We start from the raw sequence: 18,889 nt of genomic DNA, 5'->3' as shown, positions 1-18,889 counted from the left end.
GGAAACAAAAGTATTTCTTGTGCACGTAAGGGCTCGTACTTGCATATGTTTAGAGATACAAGTGACGATGGCAATGATGCTCCTTTACTCGAGAACCTTATGTTTAGGACAATGTCATCTGCTCACGCCAATGTTTCCAAGGGTAAACGTACAAGCAGCTACTGGAGGGATGAGTCCGATGACAGGAATCGAGAAATGGCTCTTAAAACGAGGGGTATCGATCGACGACGTATCCGAAATTGTTTATACGCTTCAGCGTCCCTACAATGCCGACTTAACAATGGAAGAATGCGAGGAGAGCGTAAGGGCAGTACTTGCCAAGCGCGAGGTTCAATACGTCATGTATACGGGCATTGCCCTAGATGAGCTGGCAGAGCGCAAATTATTGCCCGAGCCCTTGCAGTCAATTATGGAAACCGATGAGTCGCTATATGGCGTTGATGAGACACTGGCGCTCGGGATAACGAATGTTTATGGCATGATTGGATTGACGAGCTTCGGATATTTGGATAAAGTAAAACCCGGTATTATTCGTCAATTGAATGTGAAAGGCGAGCGCATTCATGTGTTTTTGGATGACTTGGTTGCCGGATTAGCCGCTGCTGCATCGGCCAGAATTGCGCATCAGGACCCGAAAGCGATCCGATATCATTTGCCGGATTCGCCATGACTATGGTATCATTATGAGATCATATGGCCTGTTACCGGGATAGCTATGCTTAGTAAGTGAGCTTTGCGGAAGCAAAGTTTTCAGGAGGTACCATGATGTGGACGGTCATTTATATCGCACCAACAGCAAAAATCGCAGATAACATCAAGAAGCGGCTAACGGAGGAAGGATTTTTGGTGAAAATCCGCTCTGTCAATCTGTCCAAACAGCAATACGAGATACTGGTTCCATCAGGAGAGTTGGAGGAAGTACAAGAAGTATTTAACTCCATTATGCGCCCTTTATGATGGATAGCTTTATACTATTGCGCCTTGAGAGGTGTCACACGTGCAAATAAAGGATCTATTTACGAAGAAGAAGTATGCAACCATACCATCGGAGCCGCGCAAGCGCGAGGTTCCTGAGGGCTTAATGAATAAGTGCTCCAAGTGCGGCACCATTCAGTACAGCAAAGAACTAGAGAAAAACTTGAAGGTATGCTCCTCCTGCGGACATCATTTTCGTCTCACCGCTTGGGAACGTATCGCTTTGACGTTAGATGACGGGCATTTGCTCGAATACGATGCGGATATGGAATCCGTCGATCCTCTTAACTTCCCTGGATATGCCAGCAAGCTTGAGCAGCAGAAGAACAAATCGAATCTTCGCGATGCTGTCATTACAGGAGAAGGTACGATCGGCGGTTTTCCGGTTGTCGTATCCGTTATGAGCTTTGATTTCTTTACTGGTAGTATGGGATCCGTCGTTGGAGAGAAAATAACAAGAGCGATTGAAGCGGCTCACGCCAAACAGCTGCCGCTTCTCATTTTCTCAACCTCCGGCGGCGCCCGGATGCAGGAAGGCATTATCAGCCTGATGCAAATGGCCAAAACAAGCGCAGCGCTTTCTAGATTTCAAGGTGCTGGTGGTTTGTTTATCTCAATTTTTACCGATCCTACTACAGGTGGGGTATCGGCTAGCTTTGCGAGCTTAGGTGATTATAATTTGGCCGAGCCTGGTGCTTTAATCGGATTTGCCGGTCGAATCGTCATTGAACAGACGATCCGCCAGAAGCTGCCTGATGATTTCCAGACGGCTGAATTTAATTTGCAGCATGGCCAATTGGATAAGGTTGTCCACCGCAAAGATATGAAGCCTACGTTAACGAAGCTGCTTGATATGCATGTCGCAAGGGGGGAAACATCCTATGGCGGGTGAGCTGCCTTTCGAAAAACCGTTGAACGATTTGCGGCAGAAGGTTACAGAGCTGAAAACGCTGAGCGTGGAGAAGGGTATTGACTTCACGGAAGAGATTCGCGGGCTCGAGCAGAAGTGCAAGCAGCTGGAGGAAGAACTGTACAGTGAGCTTTCCCCTGCTCAAAAAATGCATATGGCACGCCATCATCAGCGTCCAACTTCGCTTGATTTTATTCAGACGGTTTTTACTGATTATATGGAGCTTCACGGCGATCGTTTGTTCGCAGATGATCTTGCGATCGTTGGAGGTCTTGCCAAGCTGAATGGCGTTCCTGTTACAGTCATTGGTCATCAACGAGGCAAAGATACGCGTGAGAATATTGCACGTTTCTTCGGCAGTCCTCACCCAGAGGGCTTCCGCAAGGCGCTTAGACTTATGGAGCAGGCGAACAAATTTAAACGTCCGATCATTACCTTTATTGACACGAAGGGCGCTTATCCTGGCAAAACAGCAGAGGAACGTGGTCAATCTGAAGCGATTGCACGAAATTTGCGTGAGATGGCGGGTTTCGGTGTGCCTATCGTATGTGTCGTTATCGGCGAAGGCGGCAGTGGCGGTGCTCTTGCACTTGGTGTGGGTAACCGCGTGTTAATGCTGGAGAATGCGATTTACAGTGCTATTTCGCCGAATGGTGCAGCATCTATTTTGTGGAAGGATGCATCGAAGGCGGATCAAGCAGCTGAAGCGATGAAGATTACAGCCAAGGATTTGCTGGAGTTCGGTATCATTGAAGATATTATAGCTGAGCCGCAAGGCGGAGCACATAAGGATTTGGAATTCCAAGCTGAGCAAATTAAGGAGAAGCTGTGGCTTCATTTACAAGAACTTCTTCCTTTGACAGCGGAGCAATTGATTGAAGACCGTTATAATAAGTTCCGCAAGGTAGGGCAATTCAAAATTGCGGAGAAGCCGCTTGAGGTGTTAGAAACGGCTGAAACCGATCCTAGCAAGGATGAATCGACTGAAGGTACGGAGCAACAATCTGTTCAATCGCAAGAGGCAACACCAACCGTTCAGTAAATTATATGTAAAATTGATTATTTCGCTGTACAAGCAGTGGGGTGTCATGTCAGTATAGAATAGAATATCAGGCAATTTACGGAGGAAACTTAACATGCGCAAAACTAAAATCGTTTGTACAATCGGTCCATCCAGCGAGTCGTTGGAAAACACAAAAAAACTTATTCATGCAGGTATGAACGTTGCCCGTCTTAACTTCTCCCACGGAGATTTCGAAGAGCACGGCAACCGTATCAAAAACATCCGCCTTGCAAATGCCGAACTCGGCACTTCAGTAGCGGTATTGCTTGATACGAAAGGTCCAGAAATCCGTCTAGGCAAGCTCAAAGAAGAGCCTATTGAATTGAACCAAGGCGACACGATCACGTTGACGACTGAGGAAATTCTAGGCGATCGCAATCGTGTTCCCATTACTTACAACAATTTGCCAAACGATGTATCAATCGGCTCGACGATTCTAATCGACGATGGTTTGATCGGTTTGACAGTAGAAGAAGTTAAAGGAACAGAAATTCTTTGCCGCATCGTAAACAGCGGCCCAATCAAAAGTAAAAAAGGCGTTAACGTACCTGGAGTGAAAATTTCTTTGCCTGGTATTACGGAGAAGGATGCGAATGATATCGTATTCGGAATCGAGCAAGGCGTAGATTTCATTGCAGCTTCTTTCGTACGTAAAGCAAGCGACGTGCTTGAAATTCGTGAGCTGCTTGAGCGCCATAATGCAGGACATATCCAAATCATCTCCAAAATCGAGAACCAAGAAGGCGTAGACAACCTTGATGAAATTCTTGAGGTTTCCGACGGTTTGATGGTAGCTCGTGGAGATCTTGGCGTAGAAATTCCAGCAGAAGAAGTTCCACTCGTTCAGAAAAATATGATCAAAAAAGGTAACCTTGTAGGTAAGCCGGTTATCACAGCTACACAAATGCTTGATTCCATGCAACGCAACCCTCGTCCAACTCGCGCAGAAGCGAGTGACGTTGCGAATGCGATCTTCGACGGTACAGATGCAATCATGTTGTCTGGTGAAACAGCTGCGGGACGTTACCCGACTGAATCCGTACAAACGATGGCACGTATTGCAGAGCGCGCTGAAGCAGCTTTGGAATATCGTGAAATATTCACGAAACAAGCAAACGCTCAACAAACATCAGTAACAGAAGCAATCAGCCAAGCTGTTGCAAACTCTGCACTTGATTTGAGAGCGAAAGCAATCATTACTTCGACGCAAAGCGGCTTCACAGCTCGCATGGTAGCGAAGTACAAGCCGAAAGCACCGATTATTGCTGTAACGACTGACGAGAAGGTATTGCGTCGTCTATCACTCATTTGGGGTGTATTCGCTGTTCTTGGTCCTGATGCTGATACAACGGATGAAATGTTCGAAAATGCGGTTAAAGGCGGCTTGAGCACAGGATTCCTTAATCTTGGTGATACAGTTGTCATCACAGCAGGCGTTCCTGTTGGCCGTGCTGGTACAACAAACCTTATCAAAATCCACCATATCGGTGAGCTTTTGGCACAAGGTCAAGGTATCGGCAGCCAAACGGCTATCGGTAAAATCGTTGTAGCTCGCACACCACAAGAAGCGATTGCAAAAACGACTGAAGGCTCGATCTTGGTTACCGTTTCGACAGATAAAGAATATATGCCTGCTTTCGAGAAAGCTGGAGCGGTTATTACAGAGCAAGGCGGAATTACGAGCCATGCTGCAGTAGTCGGCCTAAACCTTGGAATCCCAGTTATTCTAGGTATCTCGAACGCGACAGAATTGCTTAAAGATGGAATGGAAGTTACCATCTACGGCGAAACTGGTGTTATCTATCACGGCCAATCTAAAGTATTTTAATGATTAAAGTACTTTAAAATAATTCAATAAGTAGAAGTTTAAAGCGATGGTGAATCTCACCGTCGCTTTTTGCTAATTCATGATCTTATATGCTTGTTTAATTCAAAATATAAGAAAGTATAAGTTTGACCCTTATACTCCGCTTATATTTCTCGGACTGAAACGCGCTGAGCCGCCAAAGAACGGCGACAGCCGTTTCACCTTGGTTGATGTCAGGAGGGGTTAAATGCTTTCACATACTAGTTGGTATGTACATCCACTGCGCGTTCGGTATCAGGAAACGGATCAAATGGGCGTTGTATTCCATGGGAATTATGTAACCTGGTTTGAAATCGGACGTACTGAATGGATAAGAAATGCCGGTTATACCTATAAAGAAATTGAAGGGCAGGGACTGCTGCTGCCTGTTGTTGATTTGCAATGTCGCTACATCTTACCAGCGCGCTATGATGATACGGTCATTGTCTGCACGCGCATATCTGCCTGCACGCCTGTGCGCGTCACTTTTGAGTCACAGGTAAGAAGAATCTCAGATATGAACTTCCAAGCACGAGAGATTGCGGGTAACGAGCAATTGCCCGGTGAGTTGCTTGTAGAAGGCGGAACGAAGCATGTGTGGGTGAATGCTGCTTGGCAGCCCGCCCGCTTAAATAAAGTAATGCCCGAGCTGTATAATCTGCTGCTTACGAAGTAAGTTTGCTTTACAAACCAAGCTAATGCTTACGAAGTAAGTTTGCTTGGCAAACCAAGCTAATGCTTACGAAGTAAGTTTGCTTCGCAAACTTTTAAGGAGGTCCAATTATGTACAAATGGCTGCTAGCGGTTTTTATTATTGTGCCTGTTATCGAACTATGGGGAATCTTTCAAATGGGTAGTTGGATCGGTGGATGGAATACCTTGCTTATCCTTCTCGTGACGGGACTTGCCGGCGCTTATCTGGCTAGAGCAGAAGGACGCAGAGTGTGGGGCGAGGCCCAGCGCCAAATGCAGGCTGGTCAAATCCCAGGACAAACCATGCTCGATGGTCTTTGTGTGCTTGCTGGAGGCCTATTACTCCTTATGCCGGGATTTTTGTCCGATATAGTAGGTGTTACGCTGCTCTTTCCACCGACGAGATTGTTCTATAGACAAATGATGCTGCATTGGATCGAAAAAAGAATGAGAAACGGCAATTTTAAGATAGGAAGGTTCTAATATTTACGCCATATTTACAAAAGGTTAACATGGCAATAATAGTTCTGCTTCATAATAGAAGAGAAAGTTGTCGTTTCTTGCGGCAGTCTTGATACGCATACTGCAGCGTATGCTATAAAAGCAGGTTAATTTCGCAAAATTACTCAGGAGGCGTGAGAAATGACCAAGCTTTTATCCAACTATGTAAATCGTGACCTAAGTTGGATCGAATTCAACCGAAGAGTTCTCCAAGAGGCTCAGGATCCGAACAACCCACTGCTGGAGAGAGCCAAGTTTCTAGCGATTGTGACGAGCAACCTAGACGAGTTTATGAGCGTACGAGTTGCAGGTATACAAATGCAAATGAGAGCCGGTTTATCAAAAATAGATTTCACGGGTTATACGCCGTCAGGACTTTGGAAGCGGCTCATTAAACGCGCAACACAAATGGTTAACGATCAATACCGTACATACAGAGAAGTATTTCGCGGATTAAGCCGTGAAGGCATATTTATTCGTTCGATTGAAGAGCTGAACGTGACGCAGACGAAAGCCGTATCGGACTATTTTCATGAAATCGTATTTCCTGTCTTAACACCGATGGCTGTCGATCAAAGTAGACCGTTCCCGCTCGTTCATACGAAAGAATTGTATTTGGCTGTCCTCCTTAAGCAAGAAGGAAACGACTCGGAGGAAGAACCGCTGTTTGCTATCGTGCAGGTGCCTTCCATCTTATCGAGATTCGTTCCTGTTCCGGGCAGAATCAATAGCAAAAAAACAGAGTTTGTCCTGCTCGAGGATTTAATCGAACAATTTATTGATACGTTGTTTAACGGCTATATTCCTTTCTCGGTTAATCCATTCAGGCTCACTAGGGATGCGGACATTACGCTGAATGAAGAGGATGCTGAGGATTTGCTCGAAGAAATTGAGAAGGAGCTTCGTCGGCGCCGCTGGGGCATTCCGGTCCGGCTTGAAGTAGCGAAAGGGATGCATCCTTACGCACTAGAGATGCTGACGGAGGAGCTTGAGATTGAGGATAACTTATTCGAAATTGACGGCCCACTGGATCTTAGCTTTCTAATGAAATTTGCAGCGGCGGTTCCAGGAAATGATAATTTGCGCTACGAGAAACTGGAGCCTGTATACCCAAGAGAGTTCGATGAAACAGACGATATGTTCGAGGTCATTCGACAGCGCGACGTATTAATGTACCACCCATATGAGTCGTTTGACGCCGTTAACGATTTTGTTATGCAAGCGGCATATGATCCGGACGTGCTCGCTATAAAAATGACCTTATACCGCGTCAGTGGTCAGTCTGCGCTCGTTCAAGCTCTTGCTAAGGCAGGCGAAGCCGGCAAGCAAGTAACGGTCGTCGTGGAGCTCAAGGCGAGGTTTGACGAGGAGCGGAACATTGCTTGGGCGCGCCAGCTTGAGAAAGCAGGCTGCCATGTTGTTTACGGCTTGGTCGGATTAAAAACGCATGCGAAAATATTGCTGGTCGTTAGGCGTGAGCAAGGTACGCTGCGTCGTTATGTGCATGTTGGCACAGGCAATTATAATGACAGCACGGCTACATTGTATACGGACATCGGCTTGTTCACTTCGCATCCGATTATTGGCGGCGATGCTTCGGCTTTGTTCAATGAGGTGACAGGGTATTCGTCCCCCTATGAATGGAAAGCTTTCGGCGTTGCACCGTCGGATCTGAAGGAAAAGCTGTATCGTCTAATAGACCGGGAACGATTAAACGCGATTGCAGGCAAACCGGCCCGTATTATTGCCAAAATGAACTCACTGTCCAATCAGGAAATGATCGATAAGTTATACGAGGCATCTCAAGCAGGGGTGAAAATCGTACTTATCGTGCGCGGAGTATGCTGTTTGCGGCCAGGGGTGCCGGGACGCAGCGAGAACATTCAAGTGATCAGCATCGTAGACCGCTTTCTCGAGCATGCTAGAATTATGTATTTCCATAATGGGGGAGAAGAAGAGGTGTATTTGTCCAGCGCGGACTGGATGACACGGAATTTGACGAGACGAATTGAGCTCATATGTCCAGTGTTTGACCCGTCGCTTAGACAAATATTGATCAAAATGCTTCATCTAAATATTGATGATAATGTAAAAGCTCGCCAGCTGCAGCCGAACGGTACTTATGAGCACATCTCACATGCTGATAAGCAGCCGTTCCGCAGCCAATTCGAAGCAAAGGTTATTGCAACGTGGAAGGGACTTGCTTAGCAGTCTCATTGAGGCTGGGAACAAGTCCCCATAGCTTCTTAAACTCGGAGCTAAGCTCAATCACTTCACGTCGTTCCACTTCAAGTGTTCCCAGCGGTTCAATAGGGCTGATAAACAGTTGGCTGCCTGATAGCTGGACAGTCATCTGAGTAATGGCTTGGGTTTCACCGCGGTCAAGTGCGGCTGACAATTGCAGCAGCGCACCTAGCTTATAAATCATATCAAGGTCGGAATCGTTCAGCAGCTCCTTATATTCGGATATGTGCTGACGAGCCCGGCCTTTGCTTTTGAAAGAAGCGATTGCCGCGGTCATAATCATCTCTCGGTGAGTAAGTCCGTTTAACTGAGAGTTGACGATGAGATAGAAGGAATGCCGCGCATATTCGTAGTAATCGATGGTTGCACCGATCCGGAACAGCTGAGAGGCTGTATCAAGCAATACTCTCGTTTGTATGGGCATCGGGTTTACAGCATAAAGAGCATCATAGATCGTCAGCGCAAGTCGGTTGACCTGCTCAACATGCTGTCTTGGCGCTTCTGGATGCAGAGCGCTCAAGTTCGTCAGGCTGTAATGAAGCACATCGTCAAGCTTAGGCTGATTAGGAAACCGCGTTGCATGAAACAAACCGTCGCGCAGCCCTGCACCGCAGATGTGATAGTACGCAGCTTTAGCAGCGCGAAACAAGACGCGTAGAATAGCTACACCGGGAACGACAACATCCGCACGGTCTTTGGACAAGCCAGGCAGCTTGCGTCTTTTGTCCAGCGGCAGCTTGCGTATTTGATGGAACAGTTCATCCACTTGCTCAGAAGCAGCAGGGTAGTTATGAGTCTGCGGGAACGGATATTTGTAGGCAGCTTGATGCATTTTGCCAAGAGCCCGTACAGTGCCTCCTACTCCAACAAGGGGTAGACCAGGCGACTCGCCAATCCAAGGCTCATTCCGCACCGCATCGCTGACTAGCGTTTCCAGTGCTTTTAGTTCATCATCTTGAAGCATGCCTTTGGTGCCGAAGCGTTTATTGAGGCTCACGCAGCCAAATGGGAAAGAAACGGAGTGAACGAGCGTGCGATTACGGAATAAGGACAGCTCTGTGCTTCCGCCGCCTATATCGATTAGCAACCCGTCCTTGATGTTCATGGAATTGATCATTCCAAGAAAACCGTAGGATGCTTCTTCTTCGCCGGACAGCAATTCAATCGTCAATCCCGTTTCGGCTTTGATGCGTCCGAGTATTTCGGAGCGATTATTTGCGTTCCGAATAGCAGCGGTTGCGACTGCTCGAACATTGCTTGTATGATTATGCGTGCAAATCATGGTAAAATAGTTCAGTGTGTCGATAAGCTCTTCGATCGATGTTTCAGTAAGACAGCCTTTTTCGTCAATGCGTTCGCTTAATCTGGCAGGACGTTTGCTGCTGTCCGCCACACGATGAGCACCGTTTGCGGTCTTCTCGTATACGACGAGCCGAACTGAATTGGAGCCTATGTCAATAATACCGATACGTTGTTTCGTCATGTAGTGCCTCCAAATACAGCAAATTTTGCTCGCTTACGTTCTCTATATGACATTTTACCACTATATTCGATTCTGTAAAAATAGTTTATGTCTCGGCTAAAATGGAGACGAATAGGGAAAAATGCTGCTGGAGCTTACGATACGATGTGTTGAAATAATAAGCGAAAAAAATATTAATGATGCCGATAAAGCATTTTTATGTCCTTATTTGTTCACATCGTTGTCAAAATCATTTATGATTAAAGGCGATGGTACAAAAACGAAACCCTTTTATTGTTAACGATACCACTTGTTAAAGGAGAGAGAACGATGACAGCAACTAAAGGTTTGGAAGGAATTGTCGCAGCGGCGTCGTCCATCAGCTCGATTATTGATGGCGTATTGACATACCGTGGAATTAATATTGACGATCTCGCTGAAAACGCTACATTTGAAGAGGTCGCTTATCTACTTTGGTACGGAAAATTGCCCAATCGTTCTGAACTTGACGGCTTGCAGAAGCAATTGGATGAATATGCTGCAATCCCTCAGGGTGTAATTGATCAAATCAAACTCTATCCAAAAGATACAAATTCCATGGCTGCTCTACGGACTGCAGTATCCAGCCTGGCCTTGTACGATGCATCGGCTAACGATATGTCTCCTGAAGCGAACCAAATAAAAGCCATCAAATTGCAGGCGCAGCTGCCAACGGTTATTGCAGCATTCGCACGTATTCGTCAAGGATTGGAGCCCGTTGCTCCTAAGCAAGGCGTTTCGATCGCTTACAATTTCTTATACATGCTTACTGGCAAGGAGCCTGCAGAGGTGGCTATCAAAGCGCTTGATCAAGCACTTGTTCTGCATGCCGATCATGAATTGAATGCTTCGACTTTCGCAGCACGCGTAACCGTTGCAACGCTGTCTGACATTTACTCAGGCGTAACTTCCGCGATTGGCGCTTTGAAAGGTCCACTTCACGGCGGCGCGAACGAGGCTGTAATGGTTATGCTGGAGGAGATTGGTTCAACGGCTAACGTTGAGAACTTCATCAGCAATGCACTTGCTAACAAATACAAGATTATGGGCTTTGGTCACCGTGTTTACAAAAATGGTGATCCGCGCGCGAAGCATTTGCAAAAAATGTCGCGTGAACTTGGCAAATTGACTGGCAATATGGAGCTTTATGAAATGTCAGTTAAAATTGAAGAGCTTGTTACTGGCCAAAAAGGTTTGAAGCCAAATGTTGACTTCTATTCCGCTTCGGTTTATACAACGCTAGAAATTCCACGCGATTTGTTCACGCCAATCTTTGCTATTAGTCGTGTGTCAGGCTGGAGTGCTCATATTCTAGAGCAATACCAAGATAACCGTCTGATTCGTCCTCGTGCAGATTACGTTGGGCCGGTTAACGCGAAGTATATTCCAATTGAACAGCGCTAGTCGCCAAAAGAAGGCGACAGCCGTTTCACCTTGAGATACAATGGTTAGGGGGCGGACAAACTGTTCGTTTCCTCATCCTTTATATAATCTTTTATAAAGCTGTACATATGAAAGATTAATTGTTGCAAAAATAAAAATTATTTGATCTGCTTGTTGAGCAGGTTCCAATCCAAGGAGGATTTCATTCATGGCTCAGTTCGAAAAATTCGCGCTTCCAACTGAAGGCGAGCAAATTACAATTGACAACGGTGTGCTTAACGTACCAAACAACCCAATTATCCCTTTTATCGAGGGTGACGGCACTGGCCGTGATATCTGGAAGGCTTCGAAACGCGCTCTTGATGCAGCTGTTGAGAAAGCTTATAACGGCGAGAAAAAAATCGCTTGGTACGAAGTTTTTGCAGGCGAAAAAGCATTCAATCAATATGGTGAATGGTTGCCAGCAGATACGCTTACAGCTATCCGCGAATATATCGTTGCGATCAAAGGTCCATTGACTACGCCTATCGGCGGTGGCATTCGTTCATTGAACGTTGCGCTTCGTCAAGAGCTTGACCTGTACACTTGCTTGCGTCCAGTTCGTTATTTCACTGGCGTACCATCCCCAGTAAAACGTCCTGAGCTTGTTGACATGGTTATCTTCCGTGAAAACACTGAGGATATCTACGCGGGTATTGAATACCAAGAAGGTTCCGCTGAAGTGAAGAAAGTAATTGAATTCCTTCAAAACGAAATGGGAGCTAACAAAATCCGTTTCCCAGAAACTTCTGGTATCGGCATCAAGCCAGTATCCAAAGAAGGTTCACAACGCCTTGTTCGTGCAGCAATTGAATATGCAATCAAGCACGGCAAAAAATCCGTTACGCTTGTACACAAAGGCAATATCATGAAATATACAGAAGGCGCGTTCAAAAACTGGGGCTACGAAGTGGCTGAGCAAGAGTTCGCTAACGAAACGTTCACATGGGGCGAGTACGACCGTATCAAAGAAGCAGAAGGCACTGACGCAGCTAACAAAGCACAAAAAGATGCTGAAGCTGCTGGCAAGCTAATCGTGAAAGACGCAATCGCTGATATCGCGTTGCAACAAGTTCTTACACGTCCTACTGATTTCGACGTAATCGCAACATTGAACCTTAACGGCGACTACTTGTCCGATGCTCTTGCTGCACAAGTTGGCGGTATCGGTATCGCTCCAGGCGCGAACATCAACTATTTGACTGGACACGCAATCTTCGAAGCGACTCACGGAACAGCTCCGAAATACGCTGACCTTGACGTAGTAAACCCAGGTTCCGTAATCCTATCTGGCGTAATGCTTCTTGAGCACCTAGGCTGGCAGGAAGCGGCTGACCTTATCTATAAAGGTATGGAAGCTTCGATTCACAACAAAACAGTAACTTACGACTTCGCACGTTTGATGGAAGGCGCAACTGAAGTGAAATGCTCCGAGTTCGCAGACCAAATCATCAAAAACATGTAGTCTAACCATTCATTCAGAATGGCTTTCAATCAACTTGCATAACCTATCAAGATCTCTACACAGAGCGGAATAGTGTCCCTTCAGGGACACTTTCCGCTCTGTGCTCTAAAGAGGAATAGCGTTCCGCAAGGGAGATATTCCTGCTCTGTGCTCTAAAGGGAATGGCGTCCCTCAAGGGACACATTCCGCTCTGTGCCTTAAAGGGAATGGAGTTCCGTAAGGGACATATTCCGCTCTGTGCCTTAAAGGGAATGGAGTCCCGCAAGGGACACATTCCTGCTCTGTGCTCTAAAGGGAATGGAGTCCCGCAAGGGACACATTCCTCCAACAGCGTAAAGCGTGTCCCATAGGGACGAAAGCGATCCAAGCTCAAACGTAACAGAGACGCTCATCTCTCGCACCTTACGTTAGTCAGTGCAGGTGTCCAGAGGGCGCAGCGCCTCGGGGTCCTCCCTTGGAAGGGAGGATTTAGGTGGGTTCGAAAAGCACTTAGGTTAAGGGCTAAAGGGTTAAAGGGTTGAACGCTCAAAGCTTCAATTGAAAAATGGGGGTCAAAGGGGTCTCCCCTTCGAAAACCTTCTTAAGGGAGGATCTATCCAAGATGGCTATTAAACGTAAGAAAATCACGGTGGTAGGAGCGGGCTTCACAGGCGCTACGACTGCGCTTATGCTTGCTCAAAAAGAACTAGGTGACGTTGTTCTTCTTGATATTGCGCCGCTTGAGAATCCAACTAAAGGCAAAGCGCTTGATATGCTGGAAGCAACACCTGTGCTCGGAGTAGATGCGAACATTATCGGTACAGCGAACTACGAGGATTCGAAGGATTCCGACGTTGTCATTATTACAGCAGGGATCGCACGTAAACCAGGTATGAGCCGCGATGATCTTGTCAGCACGAATGCTGGAATCGTGAAATCCGTATGCGAGAACATCAAGGCGACCAGTCCTAATGCTTATGTCATCATTCTGAGCAACCCGGTTGATGCCATGACTTATGCTGCATACCAAGCGCTGGGTTTCCCTAAAAATCGCGTAATCGGTCAATCAGGTGTTCTGGATACGGCTCGTTATTGCACCTTTATTGCGCAAGAGCTTAACGTATCTGTTGAAGATGTTCGCGGCTTCGTCCTTGGCGGTCACGGTGATGATATGGTACCGCTTGTTCGATATTCGAATGTTGGCGGCATTCCAATCGAGAAGCTGATTTCTGCAGAACGTATTGAAGCAATCGTTCAACGTGCTCGTGTAGGCGGCGGTGAGATCGTTAACCTACTTGGCAACGGAAGTGCTTATTATGCGCCCGCAGCCTCGCTCGTCCAAATGACGGAAGCTATTCTGAAAGACAAGCGGCGCATTCTCCCAGTTATCGCATTGCTTGAAGGTGAATACGGCTATGACAATCTGTTCATGGGCGTTCCGACCATCATTGGCGGCGACGGTATCGAGAAAGTGCTTGAGCTTGAATTGACAGCGGAGGAGAAAGCGGCGCTTGATAAATCCGCTCAATCCGTTCGCAGTGTCATTAAAGTCGTATCAGGCGAATAAACGAACGGCTCGCAGTTCATAGATACGAATGCGTTTGGGAGGACCCTGACAGAATGCTGCCAGGGTCCTCCCTGTTTATTTTACAATGAAAATTACTTTGAATATGGTGAAGGAGGTGCTTAGGTTGATTGAACAAGCGAGACAAGCTCTGAAAAAGGTATACGGCTATGACTCCTTCCGCAAAGGGCAGGAGGATATTATTTCAGGCATTTTGCACGGACGTGATACGCTTGCGATATTGCCGACTGGTGGAGGGAAGTCGATTTGCTACCAAATTCCATCCATGCTGCTGCCCGGTACTTCGCTTGTCATCTCACCGCTCATATCCTTGATGAAGGACCAAGTGGATGCGCTCAGACGAGTAGGCGTGTCAGCCGCGTTTCTGAACAGCTCATTAGGGGCAGCAGAATACCGCGAAGTTATGCGAAATGCAATGCATGGTGAATATAAGCTGCTATATGTAGCTCCAGAGCGGCTAGATGCACCGATGTTCCAATCTCTGTCGGAGCAGCTTTCGATTCCGCTTATCGCAATTGATGAGGCCCACTGCGTATCGCAGTGGGGTCATGACTTCCGGCCAAGCTATAGACAACTTGCAGGCTGGATTGCCCGTATGAAGGATCGTCCGCTCGTGGCAGCATTTACGGCAACGGCAACAACGGAGGTTGCAACTGATATTTCGGATATGCTCAAGCTCCGAGATCCAAGTATATTTGTTACGGGATTTGCTCGACCTAATCTATCATTATCCGTCGTTACAGGAGTCGATAAGAAGAAGTTTCTAGAAAGCTTTTTGTCTGGTCGCAAGGATCAATCAGGCATTATCTACGCGGCAACGCGCAAAGAAGTAGAGAATGTATATGAGCAATTGACTCGCCGCGGTATTCGTGCTGGAAAATACCATGGGGGTCTGTCAGATGTGGAACGGGCTGATACGCAGGAGAAGTTTCGATTCGATGACATCCGTGTCATGGTCGCAACGAACGCCTTTGGTATGGGAATCGATAAGCCGAATGTACGTTTTGTCCTTCATTGGCAGATGACTAGCGACATTGAATCCTACTACCAAGAAGCAGGACGTGCTGGTCGAGATGGTGAGGAGAGTGAATGCGTCCTTCTATTCGAGCCTGCTGATATGCAGGTACAGCGTTTCCTTATTGAACAAGGTACGGGGGACACCGATCGCAAATCGATTCAGCTTGCGAAGCTGCATACGATGATGAATTTCAGCCGCACACAGCGCTGCTTGCAGCAATTTATCGTTGATTACTTCGGTGAGACAGGTGTGGGAGCCTGCGGCAAGTGTAGCAGCTGTCTTGACAAGAGTGAACCAGTCAATCGAACAGAAGAAGCGAAGATGGCACTCTCCTGTGTCGGACGAATGAGAGGGCGCTTTGGTGTTACGATGGCAGCCAAGGTGCTGAAGGGCTCGAAGGACAAGCGCCTGTTGGAATTTAATCTGGATCGGCTCTCCACCTATGGACTTATGCGTCATTTGCCTGAGAAGGAAATTGCAGACTGGCTGTATTGGCTCGTTGCAGAAGGCTATCTGAAGCTGAGCGAAGGCCAGTATCCGGTTGTATCACTTGCCGCGAGCGCGCTTCCTGTACTCGAGGGACGAGAGTCGATTATGCAAAGAGTTCGGGCTACCGTAAGGCAAGCAGCTACTACCGATTATGCCAACGCTTCGCCGCTGTTCGATGCGCTTAAGCAGTGGCGGAAAGAGAAAGCAGCATTGGAGGGAGTTCCACCATTTATGCTGTTCTTCGACGCCACACTTAGAGAAATTGCGAATGCAAAGCCAAAGAGTATCGACGAGCTGCTTGGAGTGAAAGGCATTGGCGCTGCAAAAGCGGAGAAATACGGAAGCGATCTACTTGCACTCATTCAATCGATGTCTGGTGAGAGCGAGTTGGCCTCTACTCATACAGCAGCCGTAAGACCGGCAGCTGTGCCTGCGAGATCAGCCGCTAGTGGTGATGAACAACCAAGCCATTTGGCGACGCTCGCCCTATTCCAAGCAGGGCAAGCTACAGAAGAGATTGCAAAGGCACGCGGCCTAAGCAAAGTGACGGTTGAGGGACATATCATTCGCTGTGCAGATGAGGGGGAGGAAGTGGACTTTAGCCGCATCATTCCTGCTGAGTATGAGCAAATGATCGTAAAAGCTATTGGCGAGCTTGGCATCGAGAAGCTTAGACCGATTAAAGACGCCTTGCCGGAAGAAGTGTCTTATTTCTCTATTCATGGTGTGATGAGCAAGTATGGCTTCAAAGGCTGATTTTTTTTGAAGTCAATGTTAGCAAAGGTGTGAAAATTTCAGGAACGATTCGAAATAAGATCAGCTTTCCGGCTTGTAAAGGCGGCTTGATGGGGCGTTATGATTTGAAAAAAATCTTGTTTCTGATAAACTATTCGATATACACAATTTTGGCAGGAGTGAATCTCTGATTACGCTTTACCAAAACAGGAGGAGTACAAAATGGAAAAGATTATGGTTTTTTTGCACGTATTAGGAGCTGTCGGAATGGGCTTCTATATCGTGCTGCCTATCATGGTAGGAAGAGCGTCCAAGCTCGCTGGTTTAGGACAAGGCGGTCTGGCAGAGGGACTGTTGTCGGCTAATCGCATCGCACAGTACTTTCTAATTCTACAATTGCTGACAGGCGGTTATTTGATCTCAAAGGCTGATTATACCGTAGCATGGATGATTCTTGTCGTATTGCTTTTCCTTGCTATTGCTGCGCTGGGTGGAATTATTTCTAAGCCGTTGAAGCTGGTAGTCGCTTCGATTCAAGAGGGAAAAAGTGCAACATCGCACATTAGCAAAGCACGCGTAATGAGCATCATCGTGCTCGTACTATACATCGTCATTGTTTATTTCATGAAGTTTCCGATGTACCAACCCTAATTAATCATGGACTACAATAAAAAGCTGTAGGGGGATATTAACTTGCGTGAATCAACTCCGGAAATTGTAACGTTTGGCGAATCCATGGCTCTATTCATGCCGCAGGAGCATAAGTCGATTGAACGTGCAGCAACGCTCGACCAAAGCTTCGGCGGAGCAGAAAGCAACGTCGCAATTGGACTAGCCCGTTTAGGCGCTTCTGTCGGCTGGTTCGGTTCATTAGGCGATGATCCATTCGGTAAAATCATCCTCAAAACGTTGCGCGGCGAAGGTGTTGACATCTCCCGCGCTCAGCTCAGCTCAGACGCGCCGACAGGCATGATGTTCCGTGAGCATGTTGCCGGACGGCTGGCAGTCCATTACTTCCGCAAGCATTCGGCTGCGAGCCGGATGCTGCCGGAGCAGCTGGATGAGAATTATATTCGCAGTGCCAAGCTGCTACATGTAACCGGTATCACAGCAGCGCTCAGCGAAGATTGCCGCAGAACACTGCGCAGAGCGGTTGACATCGCGAAGGATGCCGGCGTTCTTGTCAGCTTCGATCCGAATCTGCGTTTGAAGCTGTGGTCGATTGAGGAAGCGCGTGAAGTGCTGCTCCCAATTGCTGCGGATGCCGATTATTTCTTGCCAGGCTGGGACGAGTTGAAGCTGCTATATGATACGGATGACTATGAGTTTATTAAAGGCCGTTTGACGGAGCTGAAAGCCGTTTCGATCATTAAGGGTAGAGGCGATACGACCGTTGTATTAAATAAAGGACAAGAAGAAAGCTTGCCATTCTATCCAGCTGAGCAGGTTATCGATACGGTTGGAGCAGGGGATGGATTCTGTGCAGGCTTTCTCGCAGGCATTATGAAAGGCTTGTCTCCGGTAGAATCGGTTCGCCTTGCAAGCATCAATGGTTCATTGGTTGTGCAGATGCGCGGCGATTGGGAAGCTTTGCCGGAGTGGAGCGTTGTAGAGCAGCGGATGTCCGCTAAAGTCTGGGTGGAGCGCTGATAATGGCTGAAGCAAATGGCAATAAGGGGCAGCGACGCCGTGAGGCTGTTCTGCAACTGTTGAAGCAGCAAGGAAGAGTGACGATCTCAGAGATGGTTGAGCGATTCGCTTGCTCAGAAGCAACGGCGCGTCGTGACTTAGAGCAGATGGAAGTTGAATATCCCGTTATCCGGACGATAGGCGGAGCGATGTACGACGGTTTGAATGCGGCTAGGGATTTGCCATTCGCAGAGAAGGAAGGACTGTCGATTCTAGAGAAGGAACGCATTGCTGCTCTAGCGGCTTCCTTGATTCTTGAAGGTGATGTGATCGGGCTCTCAGGCGGCACGACCAATTTCCTTATAGCCAAGCTGCTGAAATCACGCAAGGGAATAACGGTTGTTACCAATGCGGTAAATATTGCGATGGAGCTTGCGGGCAGCGACATCCAGGTTGTGGTTACTGGCGGTATTATGCGCCACAACAGCTTTGAGCTGTGCGGCCCGCTTGGTGAAGGAATGGTTGGCCATCTGCATATTGGTAAAATGTTTATTGGGGTGGACGGCATTTCTGCTGCAGGCGGAATTACGACCTACTCGGAGCAGGAAGCACAAATTGCCAAAGCACTTATTAAGCGTTCGCAAGCGGCATATGCCGTATTCGATCATACCAAAACAGATCGTTCTTCGTTATTCTCAATCGCGGCCCTCTCCGAGCTTTGCGGCGTGATTACAGATGTTCCTCTTACGAAGGAGCTTGCTGAAGTTATGGAAGAGCATCACATCTCTGTATATGTGACTGGTTAATCCATGTGCAGGAGACACTACCCAATTA

Annotated in this window: 16 protein-coding genes; 15 read left to right on the top strand and 1 reads right to left on the bottom strand. The window is 47.3% G+C overall.

All coding sequences use genetic code 11. The features are described 5' to 3' along the window. The first annotated feature begins 178 nt into the window (after nt 1–178). From FGT79_RS09710 to ppk1, 8 genes are all read left to right on the top strand, one after another. Nucleotides 179–670 carry a phosphatidylglycerophosphatase A family protein gene (locus FGT79_RS09710; protein WP_138752464.1) on the top strand — a complete coding sequence of 164 codons (492 nt, stop codon included), beginning with the start codon at nt 179–181 and terminating at the stop codon, nt 668–670. A 95-nt stretch (nt 671–765) separates the two neighbouring features. Continuing rightward, entirely contained in the window at nt 766–957 is a 192-nt protein-coding gene (locus FGT79_RS09705) for a hypothetical protein (RefSeq protein WP_053374720.1), read from the top strand. Nucleotides 958–997: 40 nt separating this feature from the next. Next, entirely contained in the window at nt 998–1,867 is an 870-nt protein-coding gene (gene accD, locus FGT79_RS09700) for an acetyl-CoA carboxylase, carboxyltransferase subunit beta (protein WP_138752463.1), read from the top strand. Then, nucleotides 1,857–2,927 carry an acetyl-CoA carboxylase carboxyltransferase subunit alpha gene (locus tag FGT79_RS09695; RefSeq protein WP_138752462.1) on the top strand — a complete coding sequence of 357 codons (1,071 nt, stop codon included), beginning with the start codon at nt 1,857–1,859 and terminating at the stop codon, nt 2,925–2,927. The genes accD and FGT79_RS09695 overlap by 11 nt, the downstream gene beginning before the upstream one ends. Before the next feature lie 94 nt (nt 2,928–3,021). After that, nucleotides 3,022–4,776 carry a pyruvate kinase gene (gene pyk, locus FGT79_RS09690; RefSeq protein WP_138752461.1) on the top strand — a complete coding sequence of 585 codons (1,755 nt, stop codon included), beginning with the start codon at nt 3,022–3,024 and terminating at the stop codon, nt 4,774–4,776. 226 nt (nt 4,777–5,002) lie between these two features. Beyond that, on the top strand, nt 5,003–5,470 hold the full coding sequence (locus tag FGT79_RS09685; protein WP_138752460.1) for an acyl-CoA thioesterase: 468 nt from the start codon (nt 5,003–5,005) through the stop codon (nt 5,468–5,470). Nucleotides 5,471–5,577: 107 nt separating this feature from the next. Next, the gene (locus FGT79_RS09680) at nt 5,578–5,970 is read left to right on the top strand and encodes an FxsA family protein (protein ID WP_138752459.1); all 393 of its coding nucleotides are present in this window, start codon (nt 5,578–5,580) and stop codon (nt 5,968–5,970) included. 159 nt (nt 5,971–6,129) lie between these two features. Continuing rightward, nucleotides 6,130–8,196 carry a polyphosphate kinase 1 gene (ppk1, locus tag FGT79_RS09675; protein ID WP_138752458.1) on the top strand — a complete coding sequence of 689 codons (2,067 nt, stop codon included), beginning with the start codon at nt 6,130–6,132 and terminating at the stop codon, nt 8,194–8,196. Here ppk1 and FGT79_RS09670 read toward each other — a convergent pair. Next, nucleotides 8,168–9,715 (bottom strand): Ppx/GppA phosphatase family protein, encoded by a 1,548-nt coding sequence (locus FGT79_RS09670; protein WP_138752457.1) that lies wholly within the window; start codon nt 9,713–9,715, stop codon nt 8,168–8,170. The genes ppk1 and FGT79_RS09670 overlap by 29 nt on opposite strands. A gap of 309 nt (nt 9,716–10,024) precedes the next feature. Between FGT79_RS09670 and citZ the strand changes: the two genes are divergently transcribed. From citZ to FGT79_RS09635, 7 genes are all read left to right on the top strand, one after another. Next, entirely contained in the window at nt 10,025–11,137 is a 1,113-nt protein-coding gene (gene citZ / locus FGT79_RS09665; protein WP_138752456.1) for a citrate synthase, read from the top strand. A 187-nt stretch (nt 11,138–11,324) separates the two neighbouring features. Continuing rightward, nucleotides 11,325–12,620 (top strand): NADP-dependent isocitrate dehydrogenase, encoded by a 1,296-nt coding sequence (icd, locus tag FGT79_RS09660; protein ID WP_138752455.1) that lies wholly within the window; start codon nt 11,325–11,327, stop codon nt 12,618–12,620. Between the two features lie 601 nt (nt 12,621–13,221). Next, nucleotides 13,222–14,166 carry a malate dehydrogenase gene (gene mdh, locus FGT79_RS09655; protein WP_138752454.1) on the top strand — a complete coding sequence of 315 codons (945 nt, stop codon included), beginning with the start codon at nt 13,222–13,224 and terminating at the stop codon, nt 14,164–14,166. A gap of 124 nt (nt 14,167–14,290) precedes the next feature. After that, nucleotides 14,291–16,447 carry a DNA helicase RecQ gene (gene recQ, locus FGT79_RS09650; protein WP_138752453.1) on the top strand — a complete coding sequence of 719 codons (2,157 nt, stop codon included), beginning with the start codon at nt 14,291–14,293 and terminating at the stop codon, nt 16,445–16,447. A gap of 201 nt (nt 16,448–16,648) precedes the next feature. After that, nucleotides 16,649–17,077: a hypothetical protein gene (locus FGT79_RS09645; RefSeq protein ID WP_138752452.1), complete on the top strand. Its 429-nt coding sequence runs from the start codon at nt 16,649–16,651 to the stop codon at nt 17,075–17,077. A gap of 42 nt (nt 17,078–17,119) precedes the next feature. Beyond that, on the top strand, nt 17,120–18,076 hold the full coding sequence (locus tag FGT79_RS09640; protein WP_138752451.1) for a sugar kinase: 957 nt from the start codon (nt 17,120–17,122) through the stop codon (nt 18,074–18,076). 2 nt (nt 18,077–18,078) lie between these two features. Further along, nucleotides 18,079–18,861, top strand: a complete 783-nt coding sequence (locus tag FGT79_RS09635; RefSeq protein WP_138752450.1) for a DeoR/GlpR family DNA-binding transcription regulator — start codon at nt 18,079–18,081, stop codon at nt 18,859–18,861. The last annotated feature ends 28 nt before the right edge of the window (nt 18,862–18,889 follow it).

This window comes from Paenibacillus sinopodophylli (assembly GCF_005930355.1).
In the GTDB taxonomy this organism is placed as follows: Bacteria; Bacillota; Bacilli; order Paenibacillales; family Paenibacillaceae; genus Pristimantibacillus; species Pristimantibacillus sinopodophylli.
Note: the sequence above shows the minus strand (reverse complement) of the source record. Positions and strands in the feature narration are given on the sequence as shown.